12 protein-coding genes are annotated in these 17,269 nt (G+C 68.0%); 6 read left to right on the top strand and 6 right to left on the bottom strand.

What is annotated here, in order from left to right:
• Positions 1-67: 67 nt before the first annotated feature.
• A complete protein-coding gene (locus J2S46_RS39680; RefSeq protein WP_191293773.1) occupies positions 68-196 on the bottom strand; it encodes a CsbD family protein in 129 nt (42 codons plus the stop codon).
• A 65-nt stretch (positions 197-261) separates the two neighbouring features.
• On the opposite strand from J2S46_RS39680, the gene J2S46_RS39675 reads away from it, so the two are divergent.
• The 3 genes from J2S46_RS39675 (at position 262) to J2S46_RS39665 (ending at position 2,779) form a co-directional block, all read left to right on the top strand.
• Positions 262-645 (top strand): hypothetical protein, encoded by a 384-nt coding sequence (locus J2S46_RS39675; RefSeq protein WP_191293774.1) that lies wholly within the window; start codon positions 262-264, stop codon positions 643-645.
• A gap of 79 nt (positions 646-724) precedes the next feature.
• Positions 725-1,882 carry an IS701 family transposase gene (locus J2S46_RS39670; RefSeq protein WP_191293775.1) on the top strand — a complete coding sequence of 386 codons (1,158 nt, stop codon included), beginning with the start codon at positions 725-727 and terminating at the stop codon, positions 1,880-1,882.
• A gap of 750 nt (positions 1,883-2,632) precedes the next feature.
• On the top strand, positions 2,633-2,779 hold the full coding sequence (locus J2S46_RS39665; protein ID WP_307353057.1) for a hypothetical protein: 147 nt from the start codon (positions 2,633-2,635) through the stop codon (positions 2,777-2,779).
• A gap of 272 nt (positions 2,780-3,051) precedes the next feature.
• Here the strand turns inward: J2S46_RS39665 and J2S46_RS39660 are convergent, their stop codons facing one another.
• Both J2S46_RS39660 and J2S46_RS39655 read right to left on the bottom strand, forming a co-directional pair.
• Positions 3,052-4,011: a transporter substrate-binding domain-containing protein gene (locus J2S46_RS39660; RefSeq protein ID WP_191293777.1), complete on the bottom strand. Its 960-nt coding sequence runs from the start codon at positions 4,009-4,011 to the stop codon at positions 3,052-3,054.
• Entirely contained in the window at positions 4,008-5,081 is a 1,074-nt protein-coding gene (locus J2S46_RS39655) for a hypothetical protein (protein WP_191293778.1), read from the bottom strand. The genes J2S46_RS39660 and J2S46_RS39655 overlap by 4 nt, the downstream gene beginning before the upstream one ends.
• Before the next feature lie 244 nt (positions 5,082-5,325).
• Here J2S46_RS39655 and J2S46_RS39650 point away from each other — a divergent pair, with 244 nt between their 5' ends.
• The 3 genes from J2S46_RS39650 to J2S46_RS39640 all read left to right on the top strand — a co-directional run bounded on the left by J2S46_RS39650 (position 5,326) and on the right by J2S46_RS39640 (position 10,522).
• Entirely contained in the window at positions 5,326-5,793 is a 468-nt protein-coding gene (locus tag J2S46_RS39650) for a Pycsar system effector family protein (protein ID WP_191293779.1), read from the top strand.
• A gap of 1,317 nt (positions 5,794-7,110) precedes the next feature.
• On the top strand, positions 7,111-9,252 hold the full coding sequence (locus J2S46_RS39645; RefSeq protein ID WP_191293780.1) for a DUF8426 domain-containing protein: 2,142 nt from the start codon (positions 7,111-7,113) through the stop codon (positions 9,250-9,252).
• Positions 9,245-10,522 carry a 5-methylcytosine restriction system specificity protein McrC gene (locus J2S46_RS39640; RefSeq protein WP_191293781.1) on the top strand — a complete coding sequence of 426 codons (1,278 nt, stop codon included), beginning with the start codon at positions 9,245-9,247 and terminating at the stop codon, positions 10,520-10,522. The genes J2S46_RS39645 and J2S46_RS39640 overlap by 8 nt, the downstream gene beginning before the upstream one ends.
• Before the next feature lie 431 nt (positions 10,523-10,953).
• Here J2S46_RS39640 and drmC read toward each other — a convergent pair whose 3' ends face one another.
• Genes drmC through drmA form a run of 3 tightly spaced genes read right to left on the bottom strand, consistent with a single transcriptional unit; the run spans position 10,954 to position 17,191 of the window.
• On the bottom strand, positions 10,954-11,796 hold the full coding sequence (gene drmC / locus J2S46_RS39635) for a DISARM system phospholipase D-like protein DrmC (RefSeq protein ID WP_191293782.1): 843 nt from the start codon (positions 11,794-11,796) through the stop codon (positions 10,954-10,956).
• The gene (gene drmB / locus J2S46_RS39630; protein ID WP_191293783.1) at positions 11,793-13,667 is read right to left on the bottom strand and encodes an MrfA Zn-binding domain-containing protein; all 1,875 of its coding nucleotides are present in this window, start codon (positions 13,665-13,667) and stop codon (positions 11,793-11,795) included. Before drmB ends, drmC begins: the two co-directional genes overlap by 4 nt.
• Positions 13,664-17,191 (bottom strand): DISARM system helicase DrmA, encoded by a 3,528-nt coding sequence (gene drmA, locus J2S46_RS39625; RefSeq protein ID WP_229913288.1) that lies wholly within the window; start codon positions 17,189-17,191, stop codon positions 13,664-13,666. Before drmA ends, drmB begins: the two co-directional genes overlap by 4 nt.
• Positions 17,192-17,269: the final 78 nt, after the last annotated feature.

The following is a 17,269-nucleotide window of genomic DNA, read 5'->3' as shown; positions in this document are numbered from 1 at the left end:
GTGACGGTGGAGCCCCAACCAAGGTCTGGTTGGGGCCCCACCGCCACGTCGGGGTGCTTCAAGCGGCTCAGCGCTCGAAGGCGTCCTTGACGTGCTCGCCCACCTGCTTCACGTCGCCCTTGGCCCGGTCAGCCGTGCCCTCGGCCTGCAGACGCTCGTTGCCGGTCACCTTGCCGGCGCCTTCCCAGCGCCGCATCAGGCAACGCTCGCCCCGTTCTTGGCGGTCGAGTGCGGACCGCGCGGGGCACGTAGTCTCGCGGGATGCATTCTCATCTGAGCTTCGAGAACCCTCCCGTGCTGCCTCATGAGGTCGTGGCTGAGACGTTGGAGCGGTCTCTGCGTGACCGCTCGCACGAGGGTGAAGCGGCGGACGCCCTGGTCGGCGTCGCCTTGAGCGACAACGACCGGGAGTTCGCCGAGCACTGGTGCATGGAAGTCGGGACGCGCGCCGTGTCGGGCAGTCCGCTTCTCGGGCTGGCCGGCCTGTGCCTGGGCCATACCGCTCGACGCTTCGGCCATCTCGGCGACGACGCCCTCGCACTGGCGAAGTCGCTTGCGGAGCGGGCTGAGACGGACCCGGCAGACGTGGATGGTCGGGCTCTCGACGGCTATGACGACGTCCGGAGCTTCCTGCGCCTTTGGTGACGCCGGCTGGCGCCGTCGCCGGTTAGTACTGCAACGGTGCTTACCGTGACGGTTGTCGGGTTCGCTCGTTGGGCTGTTCATGGGTGGGGAGATATCCGAGGTCGATGCTCGGCGCTGGTCGGACGGGCTTGCCGGGTTGCACGAGCGGTTTGCCTACCGGTTCGCGCGGAGCGAGTCGCGGGAGTCGGCGCTGGCGTACATGCGGGGCCTGCTGGCTCCGTTGGAGCGCAAGAACGGCTGGACGGTGGCCGAGGAGGCCGGCCACGGCGGTCCGGACCGTATCCAGCGGCTGCTGAACCGGATCGACTGGGACGCGGACGGGGTGCTCGACGATGTGCGCGGGTACGTGGTCGAGCACCTGGCGGATCCGGGTGGCGTGCTGATCGTGGACGACACCGGGTTCCTGAAGAAGGGCGTGCGGTCGGCCGGCGTCCAGCGGCAGTACTCCGGCACCGCCGGCCGCACCGAGAACTGCCAGGTCGGGGTCTTCCTCGCCTACTCCGGCGAGCGGGGCCGGACCTTGATCGACCGGGCGCTGTACCTGCCGAAATCCTGGACGGACGACCGCGAGCGCTGCCGGGATGCAGGGATCGGCGACGAGGTCGAGTTCGCCACCAAGGTCCAGCTCGCGAGGGCGATGGTCCGCCGTGCGATCGACGACAGGATCCCGTTCCGTTGGGTGACGGCGGACGCGGGCTACGGCTACAGCAAGAGCTGGCGCTTCGAGCTGGAGCAGGCCGACGTCTTCCACGTGGTGGCCACGACCCGGCACGACACCGTCGTCACCTGGCAGGCCATGGACCACCGGCTCCACGACCTCATGACCGGCCTGCCGCGGCAGAAGTGGAAGCGCCGCTCCTGCGGCGACGGCGCGCACGGCCTGCGGGTCTACGACTGGGCACGCGTGGAGGTCCGGCCCTGGCACCGCCCCGACCGCAAGCACTGGGTCCTGGCCCGCCGCAGCATCACCGATCCCACAAGGATCGCCTACTACATCGCCTACGCACCCGCCGGCGCCACACTGGGCGAGCTGATCGCCGTCGCCGGCGCCCGCTGGGCGATCGAGGAATGCTTCCAGACCGCCAAGGGCCAGTGCGGCCTGGACGACTACCAGGTCCGCCGCCACCAGGGCTGGTACCGGCACATCACCCTCGCCATGGCCGCCCACGCCTACCTCACCGTCCTGCGCGCCCAGCACCTCGAAAAGGGGCACGACCTGCTCGAACGTCAGACCTGATCCCGCTGACCGTCCCCGAGATCCGCCGGCTGCTCACCCAACTGACCCGGCCTGTCCGCCGCAGCATCGACCACGTCCTGCACCGGTCCCGATGGCGCCGCCGACGCCAGCACCAGGCCCGGACCAGCCACTACAAGCGACGAGGCCACAGCCCAAGAGCTGAAGCCTCATCACGGTAAGCACCGTTGCAGTACTAGGCCGCGCACGGCCCCGCCTGCTCGCCCTGGCTCCGGTCCGCTGCGCCTGGCCGTCGTCCTGGTCACCGCGCCCGGGGTGGTGGGTGCCCGCTGCTCCTGGCCGCTGCAGACCCCTCAGGCCCGGCGCAGGGCTGCTGTCGGTCCGCGAGTGTGACTCACCGGTTTCGGTGGGTCGAATCACCAGAACTGGTGAGTCAGTGTCGTGATGCTGCGACAGACCTGGGCGACTCACCGGAATTGGTGAGTCGCCCCACGCGCCCGTCGGATCCCGGTCGGGGCTCCGGGCCGCCAGCCCGTCGCCCCTGTTCCTGGCCTGTACGGCCCCGTGCTGCCGGCTGCTTCCGGTCGGCGGCCCAGGCTGGACCGCTTCCGGCCCGCCGCCGGCCGTCTGCCCGCCGTCGTGCCCCCCGGCCGCCAGGAGCTGGCGTCCGTTCCCGGCCCTGGGCGGGTGCGGGCCGGGGCCGGGTGGCTGCCCGGTCGTTGTGCGGGTATGGATGACGACTTGTACGGTCCGTGCCGGATCGCTCCCGACTGGCATGCGCTGGAGGTGCTGGTGGCTCTGGTTCGCGCTGCGGGTGGTGAGCTGATGTTGGACGGCGGGCACATGCTCACCACCTCGACGCGGACGGTGGACGGGGCGGTCGGGGATGTCCTGTACGAGCCGCTGCCGGATGGGACGGTGCGGCTCTCGCTGGCCTGACTGGACCCGTGAGAGGGACCTCGCGGGTGCCCTGTCGCGTGCCCTGTCACTATGGGGGCGCTGTCGCGCCGGGTGACGTGCGCTGGAGGGCCGGATCGCCCGTGCCTGGCCGGTCCGCGATAGCCCCGGCCTGCCGTGGACGGTCGTACCGTTCAGCTTCGACGACGAAGCTGAAGGCTTCTGAGCCGGTCGCGGCGGGCCCGCTTACCCCCTCGGCCCGCCGCGACCTGCGGACTCACGTGATGATCACCGGGAATTTGGAAAGGCCCCGGTCAACCCTGTTTCGGGCAGTTCTTCTCCGGGATGACACGTTGAGGGTCGGGCCGGTAGTTCTGGATGAAAGTGGGATTCTTCTGGACGGCGACGGGCAGGCTGCCCCTGAAGGCGGCCTCCCAGCCGTCCAGCAGGAAATCGTGCAGCGCGGTGAACATCCTGGCGCAGTTCACCGGATCTTTCAGGCTGTCCTTGGGCAGGCCGATGCCGTACTCGGTTGGGCCGTCGAGGTTGATATCCGGACGGACTTCCAGTTTTCCGTTGCTCTGGTCCGCGTATCCGTAGAGGATCAGAGTGTCGGTGAACATCGCGTCGTAGTTCCCGTCCAGCAGCTTCTTCGCACAATCCGAATAGTCATCCTCCAGGACCACCGTTCCAACTGTCGGCTTCGCGGAAGCCGACAGACCGCCTTTCGCCGTGCAGAGCCGGGTCGATCCGTTGATGTCGGCCATGGTCTTGATCTTCGAGTCGGCGCGGACCAGAATGGCCTGGGGCGTCTCCATGTAGGGCCCGAGGAAGTCGACGAGCTTTCGACGATCATCCGTCATGGAATAGGTTGCGATGACGAATTGGACATCGAGGTTGACGAGCTTGCTGTCACGATCGCCGGACGGAACGTCGACCCGGTCGAAGCTGAAGTTCAGCTCCTTCTCCTTGCCCAGGAAATCGGCCACGGAGTTGTCGAAGCCGGCCGCCTTGTAGCCGGCGGTCTGAGTCCATCCAGGTTGATCGTTCTTCATGCCGATGTAGATGTGCACCCGCTTCGTCGAGCCGAAGAGCGGGAGGGATCCCGGAGGTCTGGACGGCTCCGGGGCGGCTTCGGAGTTGAGCACCGCGGGCGACTGGCTCGCCGCAGCGGCTCCGGTGGGGTCGGACGGACTCGGAGTGTCACCATGGCATGAAACGAGAGGCAGGACGGCCGCCAGAATCATGCAGAGGCCGATTCGGTGTCGATTCACGGATGCTCCTTCAAAAGCGAAATGGAGTCGGACATGACCGCCTCGTCGTAGCCCAGCATGAGAACGCAGTTCGAGTTCGAGTCGACCCCGGCCAGGCGGATCACCGGGTGAGCCAAATTCGTCGGCGCTCCGAGGTCGATGATCGTGGGCTGCCCCGGGACGAGGGGAACCTCCGGCGAGTTGGAGGAGCCGCCCACCATAAGCGTGGCCTGGTGAAGACAGTCGTTGACGCTACCCTGCGGATTTTCTAGGGATACGGTCAGCGCCATGTAGCGCCCCGCACGACTTGCCTCGAAAGTCGGCCGGGTGGAGTTGTCCGCGGCCGTCATCTTGACGGCAGGAGGGGTCTTCAGGCTCTCGACCTTCTGCTTCTCGGGAGTATTTGCCAGCCAGAAGGCCACGGCTCCGGCGAGGACCGCAGAGGCGAGAATTGCACCCCAGTAGACCGCTTTCTTCTTCGGATTTTTTGAGGTGCTCCACGGGATCGCTCCGGGGACATAAATCCAAGCGTTGGCGATTTCTCCGGACTTCGACTTGTAGCTGACCGCATGGAACAGGCGCCCGCTGCGGGTACTGATCTTGACGTCCTGGTACACCAGACGGCTCACAGCCACGGCAATGTTCTGGGGTGCCACGTCGAGGCTGTCCCTGAGCTGACTGCAGTCCCGCATGTCCCCGACTTGGTGCGCGTCCCCCAGCCAGCCGTTCGGCCCCACAGGGAGGACCGCGAGGTCGATCGCGATCCGTATGCTCAGCGGGTCGCCCCCCGAGAGATTATTGCGACTCTTGAGCTGCTCGCCCAGAGCGATGATGAAATCGGTAGCCAGCTTGTATCCTTCGACCTGCTGGTCGGCTATTCTCCAGGTAATGGAGTCACCCTCGGCCTGAAGGTTTCCGGCCCTCTTCTCCGCCTCGTAATCGAATTGAAGCCCGATTTGTTCGGCGGCTGATCCGATGGAGTCCCGGAGGGTTTTCTGCCACTCCTCCTGATCCGCCCCGTTCACCTTCCCCCTGTAGTTCTTGATGTCGCTCGATATGATGTAGCAGCGATTTTTATTCCGACTGTCCATGACCGTCCCGGCGTGACCGTACCGAAGGAATTCAGGTTGCCGCAGGCATGTGCCGACCCCCCGACGCTCGTGTGCGGCCCTCATCTTGCCAGGGCGACGCCGTCGGCAACAGTGATGTTGCCTTAAACCCTACTGTTACCAGTAGAGTTGGAGGAGCTGCGAGTGGGGAGGGTGTCGTATGGCGGCAAGTGCGGCCGGGGGAAGCGGGAACGGAAGCGGGCGCGGGGCCGAACTGGCGAGGATATTGCTCACCGAGACCCGTGAGGAACTGGCCAAGGCCGACCAGAAGGCGAACCTGCTGCTTGCGGCCCTGGGGGTGGCGCTCGCCGCATTGGCCGGCGCGCTGAGTTCGGGGCACTACGACCCACTCACGTCAGGATGGTGGGCTGGGCTGGCTTTCTTCTGCGCTTGTGGATGCGGGGTGGCCGCACTGGTGCTGTTTGCTAGTGCCGTGATGCCTCGGACGGGGGCCGGTGACAGCAGGAGGGCGCACTACTTCGGCGACATCGCCCTCGCCGTCCGCGCGCGGCCGCTCGACGAAGTCCGCTCAGTGGTCGAGGAGACCGATCTGGTGGAGCGGGACCTGTCCCAGTTCGCGATCCTCTCCCGCACGGTTGCGACGAAGTACCGCTACATCCGGCTCGGCATGTATCTCAGCGCGGGCTTTATGGGGTTCGTGCTGGTGAGTGCGGTCGGCACGGCCCTTCGCTGAGCTGGGGCGGCCAGCCTGCCCCGGACTCGGGAGCACCATCCGCGAAATCGTGTGGCGTTGGCCTGACGGCCCGTGAGTGGTCGGCCGACGTGACTTCCCCTCACCAGTGCTGGGTGGCGCCATTCCGACTCGGGCACGCAACCTTCCGAAACATCCCCGCCCCGCGTTCGCCCGCCCCCTGGCGGGCCGCCAGGCCCCGCCACCGGCCACTCACCGGTGCGGCCGTCAGGCCGGCACCTCCCGCCGCGGCCGCCATGCCGCCCGCGCTGGAGGACTGTGTCGGGGCGTGGGTGGTGGCTGTTGGAGGACGGGTGTCCGGTGTGAGTTACCTGTTCTGATCGGAGTCCAGTGGCGTTCTGATGACGTGGATTCCGTAGGTTTGGCTGGAATTTCTAAGCTCGCGGTGGATGGCCGCTGAGCTGCGGTGATGTGCTGATGGTGATCGTGGGTCGCGCTCACGGGTGATCTGACCTGAGGGTTCGGATATTTGAGTGGAATCACGTGGATGTTGCTGGAATGCCTGTGTGTTTCGCTGTATTTGCGCAGGTCAGTGCCTTGCTTGATGTTCGGGAGATGTGTCGTGGGGTGGTGCCGTGTTGCTGGCGGTGGGTCAGTTTCCTTTAGGGCCGGTGCCGTTTCTCGTAGATGCGTTCGGCCTTGGGGGCTGGGTTTGATAGGGGAGTAGCACGGCTGTTCCGGAGCGGGACGGGTTTCGGGGCAAGTCCGAGTGTGGTTGTGTCGGCGTCGGTGGGGGAGCGTCGGCGGTCCTGGTGGTCTGCCAGGGCGCGGGCAGCAGTTCGGTTTTCCTCATGTTGTGGGGGAGGTGTGAGGGCTATGGTGTGCCTCCATCACATCCGCGTGACGCGCTGGACGTGTGGTGGACGGCAAGAGCACCGACTGCGACGACGATGTCGCGGGCTGGAGGACGGCGTGGCCGGGATGTCTTCGGGACTGTAGTCGGATGAGCCGACGCGGTTGGATCTGCTTTCCACGGGTGAACGCGGGCCGCCTTCGGCAGGAGGGCCTGCCGGGAACTGGTAGAAGGTCCAAGCCGCTGTGGCTTCCCCCGCCCGCGCTCCATGGACTGGGCTGTACCCCGGAGTCGCTGCGCCAGTGGGTCGCGCGGTCACGCGCGGAAGCGGCCGCGTCGGGTGCTGGCGGTCAGGCCAGCTGCCGCGTCGAGGTCGGGACCGGCAGGGGCCAGGAGCTTGAAATGGCGGTAAGCCAGGTGTGCACGAGTTCCACGAGTGCTCGACGCACGGCGGATTTCGGCATGGTTTGGCCCCGCGCGAGACGGCCGTCCGGGATCATGGAGGTATGAACACAGGGGTGGGGGACAGCACGGAACTCGAGCGCAGGGCCAGGAATTTCGACCGGGAAGCGGTCCGGGAGCTACTGCCCGAGGTGCACGTGCAGCAGGAGCGGGTGCTCACCGAGTTCCCGATCGCCCAGTGGCCGGACCTACCGCTCGAGCGGTACGCCCTCGGCCCCAGCACCAGCCAGGGGTCGTTCTGCCGGCTGCTGGAGTACGGGACCGACCAGCTCGGCAGCATCCGGGGCGGCAGCGCCGCCAAGCACATCATCTACCAGCACAACACCGGTCAATGGCGCTACCCCTCGCGCCTGCGGCACCCCGACCACCATGAGGCGTGGATCGACATCCGATCGGAGTTCGCCGAGGCCCTGAGGCTGGCCGCCGCCCAGGACTACCAAGGCATCGACGAGCTGGAGACGCTGGCCTTCGGACAGGCCCTGGTCACCAAGGCGCTGTCGATCTACTTCCCGGACGACTTCCTGCCGATCTTTTCCGCCTCGCATGTACGGCACTTCGCCGCTCTGTTCGGCGCACCCGAACTCCGGAAGGCCCCCGGCATCCGGACCTGGCGGGCAAACCTCCTGCTGCACGATCTGGTCCGCCGAAACTGGGCGTTCGACGGCTGGCATCCGCACGAGGTGATGCACTTCCTCTACTCCGAGTACGACCCCCGGACCACCGACGGGGACGTGTGGAAGGTCGCCCCTGGCGACGGCGCCCGGCTCTGGGACGACTGCCGGGACAACGGCTACATCTGCGTGGGCTGGGACCAGATCGGAGACCTCGGGCAGTACAAGAGTGACCGCGAACTGAAAGACGTCCTGGACCACTACTGGCCCGCGTCACGCGGCGGGAACCTCCGACTGGCCCGGCAACTGCTCGGCTTCCGCGACCTGGAGGCGGGTGAACAGATCATCGCCAACCAAGGCAAGTCCCAGGTGCTCGCGCTCGGTACCGTCACCGGCGGCTACACCTACGACCACTCCCGCCCCGAGTTCCGCCACCTGGTGGCCGTCGACTGGGACACCTCCTACGCCCAGCGCCTTGATGGCCCCGTCCACGCCTGGCAGCAGACCTTCGCCAAGGTGCCGGACCGCCTGCTCCGCCAAATCCGCGCAGCCCGCACTCCCGCCCGTAGCCCGGCCGACACTACGTCCGCCAGCACGCCGATCACTGAGGCACCCGCTGCGGTACGCCAGATCGTCGAGGCGCTGGAACACAAGGGCCAGGTGATCCTCCAGGGCCCACCCGGCACCGGCAAGACCCGACTCGCCCTCAGTACAGCCCTGGCCCTGGCCGGACAGGCCCACCTGATCGACGCGGAACCGGCCGAACGCGCCGCCGCGATCGCCGCACTGCTGACCGTGCCCGACACAGCCAAGCCAGGCCGCCTGACCTTGGTGACTTTCCACCCCTCCTACGGCTACGAGGACTTCGTCGAAGGGTTCAAACCCGACACAGAATCCACCGGCGCCGGACTGAAGCTGAACCTCCGACAAGGGCTGTTCCGACGGGTATGCAACGCGGCCGCGGCCGCGCCCGAGGAGACCTTCCTCCTGGTCATTGACGAGATCAACCGCGGCGACCTCCCCCGCATCCTCGGCGAACTGATCACCCTGTTGGAACCCGACAAGCGGGGAATTCCCATCACCCTGCCGATCAGCGAGGAACAGCAGGCCGTCCCCAAAAACATCCGCATCATCGGCACCATGAACACCGCCGACCGCAGCACCGGCCACATCGACGCCGCAATCCGGCGCCGCTTCGCCACCATCGACGTGCCGCCCGACCTCGAAGCCGTCGACGGCGACGTCGGCGGCCTCGACCTCGCCGAGTTCCTGCAAAGCCTCAACACCCGCCTGCACCGCGTTTTCGGGCCGGACCAGGTGATCGGCCAAGCCGCTCTGCTGCGCGACGACCGCCCCCTGGCCACCCCGGAAGAACTGGCCACCGCGTTCCGCCACGACATCGTCCCGCTGGTGGACGACCACTGTCTGGGCCGCCCCGAACTACTGCAGGAGATCTTCGGCACCCTCGCCGACCCCGCCACCGGCAGGATCGCCTGGAGCAGCCCCGCCGACCTGCCCCAACTGCTGGCCACCGAGTTCACAGGCACCGACCCCGACGACGACCTCGATGACTGAACGGCGCACCGACCTGCCAGAGGTGGCGGTCGAGGAACACAGCACCACTCTGCTGCGACAAGACCAGCTCACCCACGAGGACATCCACCGACTGGAACACCTGCAAGGCAAAGGCCGACTCACCCTCCAGCGGACCCACCGAGGATGGCGACTGCACACCCACTCGGTCACCGGCGTGCTGGTCCTTGACCGCATCCGGCTCACCCTGCGGCCCAAACTCCCCATCCCCGGCGAGCAGCTCATCACCTGGCTCTGCTACGCCAACGGCGTGCCAGTACCGCACGAGCAGACACTCCGCCGCTGGCGCACCAGCAGCACTGGCTACGCCGACGTGGTGTTGCCGGCCCTCCTGGCGGAGTGCCAGACACTACTGCTCCGCGGCCTCAACCGCGGCTACCGGCCAGCCGAACGGGTCGAGCCGACCCTGCGCGGACGGCTGGACATCCACCGGCAGATCGTCCGTCGCTACGGCGCGGTCGACCGCCTGCACGTACGGACCTTCGAACGGGAACTGGTGATCTGGGAGAACCAGATCTGCGGTGCCGCTCTGGCCGCCGCCGTCCCGCTCGCCACCGGGAAGCCGGCCCTGGCCCGCGCGCTCCAGGCCGCCGCCGCGCAGTTCCCCCGGCCGCAGCTCGGCGCAACCGTGACCCGACTGCTGCGTCGGGCGCGCTACACCCGGCTGAACCGGCACTATCAGGCGGCGCACGTCTGGTCGGCGCTGGTCCTGGGCGGTGGCGGCGTGAGCGACCTGCTGGCTCACCGCGGTACCCACGCCGGGAGCGTGCTGTTGCACCTCGACCGCCTCTGGGAACTCGTCGTCCGACGGATGGCCGTCGATGCCGCCCACGCCGCGGGCGGACGCCTTGCCCGGCCCAGGGAGGGCAGCATCCGGACCCTTGGTGGACTCGGTTCCCGCGATCCGTCGTTCCGGCCCGACACCCTGCTTGCCTTCGACAGCACCCCTGCGACCCGTTTCCTCGCCATCGATGCGAAACACAAAGCCCTCCAAGCCACCAACGTCAACGCTGCCGACCGCCACCAACTCCTCACCTACATCGCCGGATACACCACCCCCGCTGCCCCGTTGGCCGCGATCATCCACCCCGCCCACAGCGGCTCGTCCCACCGCACCCTCCGCATCCAAGGCCCCCGCGGCCCCCTCGGTGTCATCGAAGTCCTCGGCCTCGACACCCGCCTCCCACCACGCCAGGCCGCCGAGCCCCTGCGCACCCTCATCACCCAGTTTGCCGCCAGCGCTGCCCCGTAGCCGCTCCGTCTCTCTGGGCTAATGGCCGAAGGACCAAATCGCGGTGCCCGGGGGAGGGGCTCGGCAGCACGGAGGTGGCAGTCCAACCGGGCGCGCACACTCTCTTCAGGGGTCATGCGCTCCTACAGGCTCCGCAAGCGGGCGTCCTTGGCCTGCGCCTCCACCGCCTCGCGGACACAGCCTCGACCACCCAGGGCATTCGGGGTTCAGACGCGGCCCGCGCCCAGGTGTCGCGTGACCAGGGCGTCCCGGGCCGTGGCCTGGAAGCCCGGTGGACACCAAACACCTGGATAGCCGATAAGCATCCCCTTCCGACGCGAGACCACAGGAATGATCGTCGAGTCGGTGCTGCTCACGGGAGGCAGCCTTCGAAAGCGGAGGGCTTTCATTGCGGCTTCGAGGCTGAGAATCGTGGAATCGTTGGCATGCCATCAGGGGACTGTCCAAGGCGCCCGGACGAGCGGACCGCCTTCTGCGCGCATCAGGGCCCCGAAGTGGTCGACGAGGCTGCCCACTGCGACCGGGTCGCGGATGACGGCACCGACCTCCAGGTTGTCGCTGTACGCGCTGTCGGTGAGGTTTGCGCTGCCGAGCAGGGCGGTGCCCCGGTCGGCAGCGATGACCTTGGCATGCATGCTGCCGCGTCGCCCGCCAAAGCCGCGCCGACCCTCGGCCGCCCACTGCCACAAGTGCACCAGAGGGTGGAAGCGCAGCTCGTGGAACGCGGTGCGCCCGTCAGTATCGCCGCGCAGGGTGCCGCCGGACAGGCGCGTGGTCTCCAGGACCAGATCCACGTTCACACCGCGGTCTGCCGCGTTCCGGATCTCAAGGACGATCTCTTGGACACCGAAAGCTGCATAACTGGTGACCAGCAGTGTGCTGGATGCCGTCCGGACGACCTCGATCGCAACAGATGCAGTGAGCCTGATCGGTATTGATCCCCCGAGGGGCCCCGAGACGGCGATGTCGACACGACGCGCCGCGAGGTCCTGTTCGTGCCGGGTAGCGGCGGCTTCGAGGGCCAGCGCTATCGCAGACCCCGGCAGCTGCGGGTCGGCTGCCATCCATGAAGACAGCAGCTGGTCGGCTCGCGGCCCGAGACCGGCCCCCGGGTGGGCGGACATGAGGCGCGTCGCGGTTCGTTCGTCAGGGGCCGTGACGGTGCGCAGGACACGGGTCCAGGCAGCAAGGTGCGTTTTCGGGAGGCTGGCGACGAGACCGGAGAGCACCTCGGGCAGAGAGGCCGCGGGCGCGCCGGCATCGCGGCTGGTCATGTCGTGAAGAACCCGCCCGGTCGGCCGCTGAAGGTCTCAACGAGCAGCTCGCGGTCCAGGAAATGGTTGCCGCGTTCGCAGGACGTCTCCGCGGCGAACAGACAGGCGTGACAGGCTGCGCCGTGCAGCCGGCCATGGGCGAGCGGGTTGTGGTCGGCACACAGCGGGTCCGAGCCGCACAGGCGTGCGGCCTCCAGCGCCTGGTCGATCAGCGAACCGAGCCGGCGCTGGCTGCCGAGCGTGACCAGCCCGCCCAGGGTGCCCTCACTGTCGGGAGCCGCCGTGTAGAGCAGAATGCCGGCCATCGGGTCGTCGCCGGAACGGGCGTAGATCCGCTCACCGATACCGGAAGCGCCGTAGCCACACTCCAGGGCGAACTCGCGGATCAGGACATGGGCAAAAGTGTGCAGCAGCACGTAGCGGATGCCCGGCCAGTCCGCACTGGTCCGACGCTGGGCACACCACTTCTGGTGCGCAGCCTTCAGGGTGCCGGCACGCCGGACGACATCGGGGTCCTGCTCCCATGCGGCGACACGCTGCTCGTTGAACCGCAGGAAGATCCCCTCACCGCGGGTCTCTGCGCACGGCACCCAGCTCGGAGCAGAACTGGACAGAGGCGCCCGGTTCTCCTCCACGACCGGCCCGCCCCTGGTCGCGGAGCCCCACTCCGGCGCGTCGAGCCGGCTGAACCCGTACAACGCAGACACCTCGCGCAACCGCTTGACCAAGCGCACCTGGTCCAGCCAGCCACGGTGCGAAGACGGCACGGGTTCGCTGCTTACACTGAAGTCCGGGTGGCTCTGCGGGGGACCGGTGAAGGCGAGCCACTCCGGCCCGGCGATGTCCAGCGCATCCTCTTCCTCGACGGCACCGGCCTGGTCCCCGTCCCGGTGCCGCACGATCGCGTCCAGGACCTCGTCCGCGCCGAACCGCTCGAGCTGAGGCCACATCACCTGGGTCGGCAGAACCAGACGCGCGCTCTCACGAGGCAACTGCGCAAGCACCTGCAGCCCACTCCAGTGCTCCGCGACCGCGCTGTCCACCGGGTTCTCCGCGTGCGGAAGTGAGAAGACCCGAAGCTGCATCGCGAACCAGCCGTTCGTGGCACCCAGCGCCATGGTCTTGGTCTGCTCGGTGCACAGCTCGAACGTCCCCAGATGCGGATGCCGGCCACGGCAGGCAGGGAGCACCATCTCACTGCGGAGCCCGATCGCCTCGGCCATCGACCGGGCCTTCACATCGTCGCAGGAACACTCGACGAAGATGTTCGCCGCCTCACCGGTGGTGCCCCGCTCGACCAGCTTCAACGTGTGGTCCGCCCCGTGCGGCGCCCCCCGGTGGACGAAGTACATCCACGGAAAGTCGTCCACATGACCGGCAGGACAGGCCGAGACGAACCTGGCCGGCACCGCGGTCGGCCGCCTGCGCCCACTGTCACGACAGCTGTGCACATAACGGGTCTGGTCCGGCGCGACACTGTTCGGCAACAGGTGGAAAAGACCGGAGTCCGCCGGCGCGAGCCGGTTGCACCGGTTGTCGGTGCAACGCAGCCAACCCGGGAACACCGCCACCGGCACACCGATCCGGGACCAGGCACCCGTGAAGTCGTTCGGATCCTCCGGCGTGTACGGCGGCATCCGCAGATTCTGCACCTGGGGGCCGAGCTTGCTGCGCACCGCCGCGAGCAGCCGCTCCTCCGGCACGATCGCCGCCTGCTCCAGCTCCCACTCATCGAGTCCGAGGACCATCACCGACAGGTTCGGCAGGTCCGCGACCGCGCCGACACCGTAGGTGTGCAGCAGCTGGCTGGGCCTCAGCTCCCCGACCCGCAGATCGCTCGCCGATCGCGATCCGTGCACCGCGCTGGTCATGAGAGGTTCCCTTCGTGTCCGCCGCCATCGGCGTCCGGGTTTGTGCGCGGGAGGTACGGATGCTGCTCGTGGTCGTCGGCGTTGCCTGGCGCGGTCTGCAGGATCAGCCGGATGCCCGGCTCCACCTCGCGCAGCGAGGTCGGACAGGTCGTGCGCTTCCACGGCCCGGAGTCCGGACTGTGGAGCAGTCCGACGATGTCGTCGGCCTTGCCCTTGGCGTCGAAGGCCAGCCGGGTCGCCGGCCGCCGCTGCTCGCGGGCCCATAGGTCGAGGATGCTGTCGAGCTCTTCCCGTACCCGGGCCGCGACGGCGCGATCGGTGGCCACCTCGCCCGCGCGGCGTTCCAGGTAGCGCACGATGTGGTCGGCCTTGCTGCTGCGGGTGTCGAAGGTCTGCGCACCGAGGTTGCCGTTGTCACCGGCCTCGAGGTTGCGCGCCAACGAGACCAGTACACCGGTCAGGCCGCGGTCTATGGCACGCTCGGCGAACGGGGTGACCGAGAGCGCTTCGACGTGCCGGTACACGGTCGCGTGGAAGTGCTCGAACGTCTCGTAGTGGGACAGGTCGCGCGGACGTGCCCAGTTGAAGACGGTGAACACCAGACCGGGGGCGGCACGCCCGACGCGGCTGGTGGCCTGGATGTACTCGGCCGTGGACTTGGGCTGGTTGGCCACCACCATGACACCGAGCCGGGAGACGTCGACCCCGACGGCGATCATGTTGGTGGCCAGGAGCACGTCGATCGGCGTCAGCTTGTTCGCCCGTGGGAAGGTGTACTCCAGCTGCTCGAGGATGTCCGGGATCTTCTCCGAGGTCAGGCGCGAAGTGAGCTCCTCCAGCCGTAGGTCGTAGCGCCGGGACAGACCGCGCTCATTGACGCGTTCGAGCCGGGTCGAGACGTCGTCCTCGACCGACAGACGCATACCGCCGAGGTCCCGCAGACTGTTGAAGTAGCCGACCAACGTCATGTACGGGTCGGTCACCGGGTTGCTCCCGTACTTCCGGTGCACGCTCTGGGCAGCGGCGAGTACCGCGACGTACACGCGGATCATCGTCGACTTGGTGCGCACCCCCTGAGCACAGATCCCGATGTATCGGCGCCCCGGATGCGAACCGGTGGGCCGCTGCCGGGCAAAGAAGCTGTCACCGATCTCCAGACCCTGCGGCGGGAAAACCTCGGTGCGCCGGTCGAACAGGGCGTGGATCTGCCGCTCCGCGCGGCGGACGGTCGCCGTCGAGGCGATCACCTTGGGCCGCGCCGACTTGCCCGGCGCGTACTCCCAGGTGGCCAACCGATCCACGGCAGCCTCGTACAGGCCGGTCAGCGAGCCGAGGGGGCCGGAGATCAGGTGCAGCTCGTCCTGCACGATCAGATCCGGCGGACGCACCGGCGGCGCCGCCGTCAGCTCAGCTTCGCGATGGCGGCCCTCCGCACGGTGACTGCTGGCCTCCCACTCCTCCTCCGCGATCTGCGCCGTGACGTACCCATGGCGGGAACACCGCCGAGACGCCCGCCCGAACAAGGCCTGGGTACGGCCGTTCCACGCCAACTGCGCGAACTTGTCGACGGTCGCGATCACCAGGCTCGGCAGCACCCGGTAGATCTCCTCGTCGACCACGACAACCGGCAGGCCCTCCCCGCCCTGCTCGGCGCCGCCGAAAGGACAGACGAACAGATCAGGGCAGCGCAGATAGGTGCGACGGACGACCTTGTCGACGTCGACGTCACGCCCCTTCTCGATCTTCGTCCCGCACCACGGACAACTGGTGAGCTGGTAGGGAGAACCGGCATTCCGGTTGGGCCGCCCGCTGGCACGCCGCACATCCCTGACCCAGTCAGCGGCCTTGTCCGTCTTGTTCGGGGAGACCTTCCCGCCGACCCACAGCCCGATCCGGAATGGCTCCGCGCCCCACCGCGCCTCGTCCGCCCGGCGCAGGACCTCGCACGCGCAGATCAACGCAGTCGCACGCTGGAACTGCTGGATCGTCAACAACCGCAGGGTGTACCTCATGAGCACCGCCACCCCGTGCAGGGCATCGAGACCGCCGAGATTCGGCCGCAGCCTGCGGATGGCCAGGGTGTACGCCGTCAGACCGAGGTACGCCTCGGTCTTGCCGCCACCGGTGGGAAACCACAGCAGGTCCGCCAACGCCTCGGCCCCCGTCGCACGCTCCGGGTGCGCCGGATCCGTCAGCGCCGGCAGGTTCAACAGCAGAAAAGCGAGCTGGAAAGGACGCCAGGACCTGTTGGCCGGCCGGTCCTCGTCGAGGAACACAGCCTCGAAATCGCGCGACGCATCACGGCGCCGCGCCGCGGCTACCCGGGTGTGGACACGCTGCAGGTGCATCGCGCTGTTCGCAAACCGGAAGGCGGCCAGAGCATCATCGTTCCCGAGCACCAGCTCGATCCCGGCCTCGATCCGCTTCGCCGCCCGCCTGGCGTCCGCCAACGCCTCGCCGGCCTGAGCCCGATACTCATCCAGGTGCTGCCCGTCCTGCCCGACCCGAGCAGCAGCCTGCTCGATCCACGCCCGATACCCGGCCACCAACGGCATCAGACCCGCACGCAGCTCCTGCCGCTCACACCCCGCCAGCACCTTCATATCGACCAACAGGTCAGCCAGCTCCGGCAGATCCGGATCGCTCTCCGCCGACGGAGCATCCGTCTGCGCAATGTCATACGTCGGCGTCGCCGTGGTCCGAACCGCGACCGCCGCCATCGGATCCGTGCCACTCGCCGTCGCATGGACACCAGTGGCATGCCCGACCGCGAACTCCGGACTGAACCGATACGCCATCGCCAGACGCCGCTGCTCCTCCCGGTCCGCAATGTCGCCACCGGACCCGGGCTGATGTCGGGGCAGGAACACCGCAGCGCCTTCCGCCCCGGCCGCAGAGAGCTCCACCTGAAAGGCCCAGTGCAGCGCAGAGTTCGAATCGGTCGCGGTCGTGTTCACCAGGAACAGCGTGACCAACCAGTCATCCCCGAAGCGCCGCACTCTTCCGCGCAGGACCATCTTCTCGTCGTTATGATCGAGGACGAGCTGCTCCACGGTGCCTTCGACCAGCTTGACCGGGACGTTGCCGGAGTGCGCCTCGCGCCGCCAGACCAGCTTCTCGACGCTCGGGTCCGTCGAATGCGCCCGGATGTAGCGTGCCCAGCGTCCGGTCACCTCCAAGCGGTCCGCGTCACCGTGCACACGTGCCGTGAACCCGATCGAGGACGGACTCAGACTCGCCACGTTCGGTGCGTCCGCGTCCGGTGCGCCCTCGTCCGTACCGGGCAGGCTGCTGTCGCCGAGCGAGGCATCCAGCTCCTCCGGCAGGATCGCGGTGCCGTTCGGCGCGAGCCGCCCAAGCACGTACCAGTCCGTCGGAGAGTCCGTGACCTCCTCCTCGTCGCCACCCACAGGCCCGAGCAGGTCCCGCACCACCAGGTCGGCCAGCTCGTCCCGAATCGCGCCAGGAGACGGGACAGCCAGGATCGAACCGTCTGGTGATGCAGCCGGCAACATGTCGCTCATACGTCACACGATAGGGGGTGCGACTGACGCCTGGGCCGAGCCTGGCCAAAGCATCAGCCGCATGCTGCTTCTGGTGAC

This window comes from Kitasatospora herbaricolor (assembly GCF_030813695.1).
In the GTDB taxonomy this organism is placed as follows: Bacteria; Actinomycetota; Actinomycetes; order Streptomycetales; family Streptomycetaceae; genus Kitasatospora; species Kitasatospora herbaricolor.
This window is presented reverse-complemented; position numbering and strand designations above follow the sequence as displayed.

Coding starts and splice junctions, on each gene's coding strand:
- J2S46_RS39680 (WP_191293773.1), bottom strand. CDS start 196: ATGCGGCGCTGGGAAGGCGCCGGCAAGGTGACCGGCAACGAGCGTCTG.
- J2S46_RS39675 (WP_191293774.1), top strand. CDS start 262: ATGCATTCTCATCTGAGCTTCGAGAACCCTCCCGTGCTGCCTCATGAG.
- J2S46_RS39670 (WP_191293775.1), top strand. CDS start 725: ATGGGTGGGGAGATATCCGAGGTCGATGCTCGGCGCTGGTCGGACGGG.
- J2S46_RS39655 (WP_191293778.1), bottom strand. CDS start 5,081: ATGGACAGTCGGAATAAAAATCGCTGCTACATCATATCGAGCGACATC.
- J2S46_RS39645 (WP_191293780.1), top strand. CDS start 7,111: ATGAACACAGGGGTGGGGGACAGCACGGAACTCGAGCGCAGGGCCAGG.
- J2S46_RS39640 (WP_191293781.1), top strand. CDS start 9,245: ATGACTGAACGGCGCACCGACCTGCCAGAGGTGGCGGTCGAGGAACAC.
- drmC (WP_191293782.1), bottom strand. CDS start 11,796: ATGACCAGCCGCGATGCCGGCGCGCCCGCGGCCTCTCTGCCCGAGGTG.
- drmB (WP_191293783.1), bottom strand. CDS start 13,667: ATGACCAGCGCGGTGCACGGATCGCGATCGGCGAGCGATCTGCGGGTC.
- drmA (WP_229913288.1), bottom strand. CDS start 17,191: ATGAGCGACATGTTGCCGGCTGCATCACCAGACGGTTCGATCCTGGCT.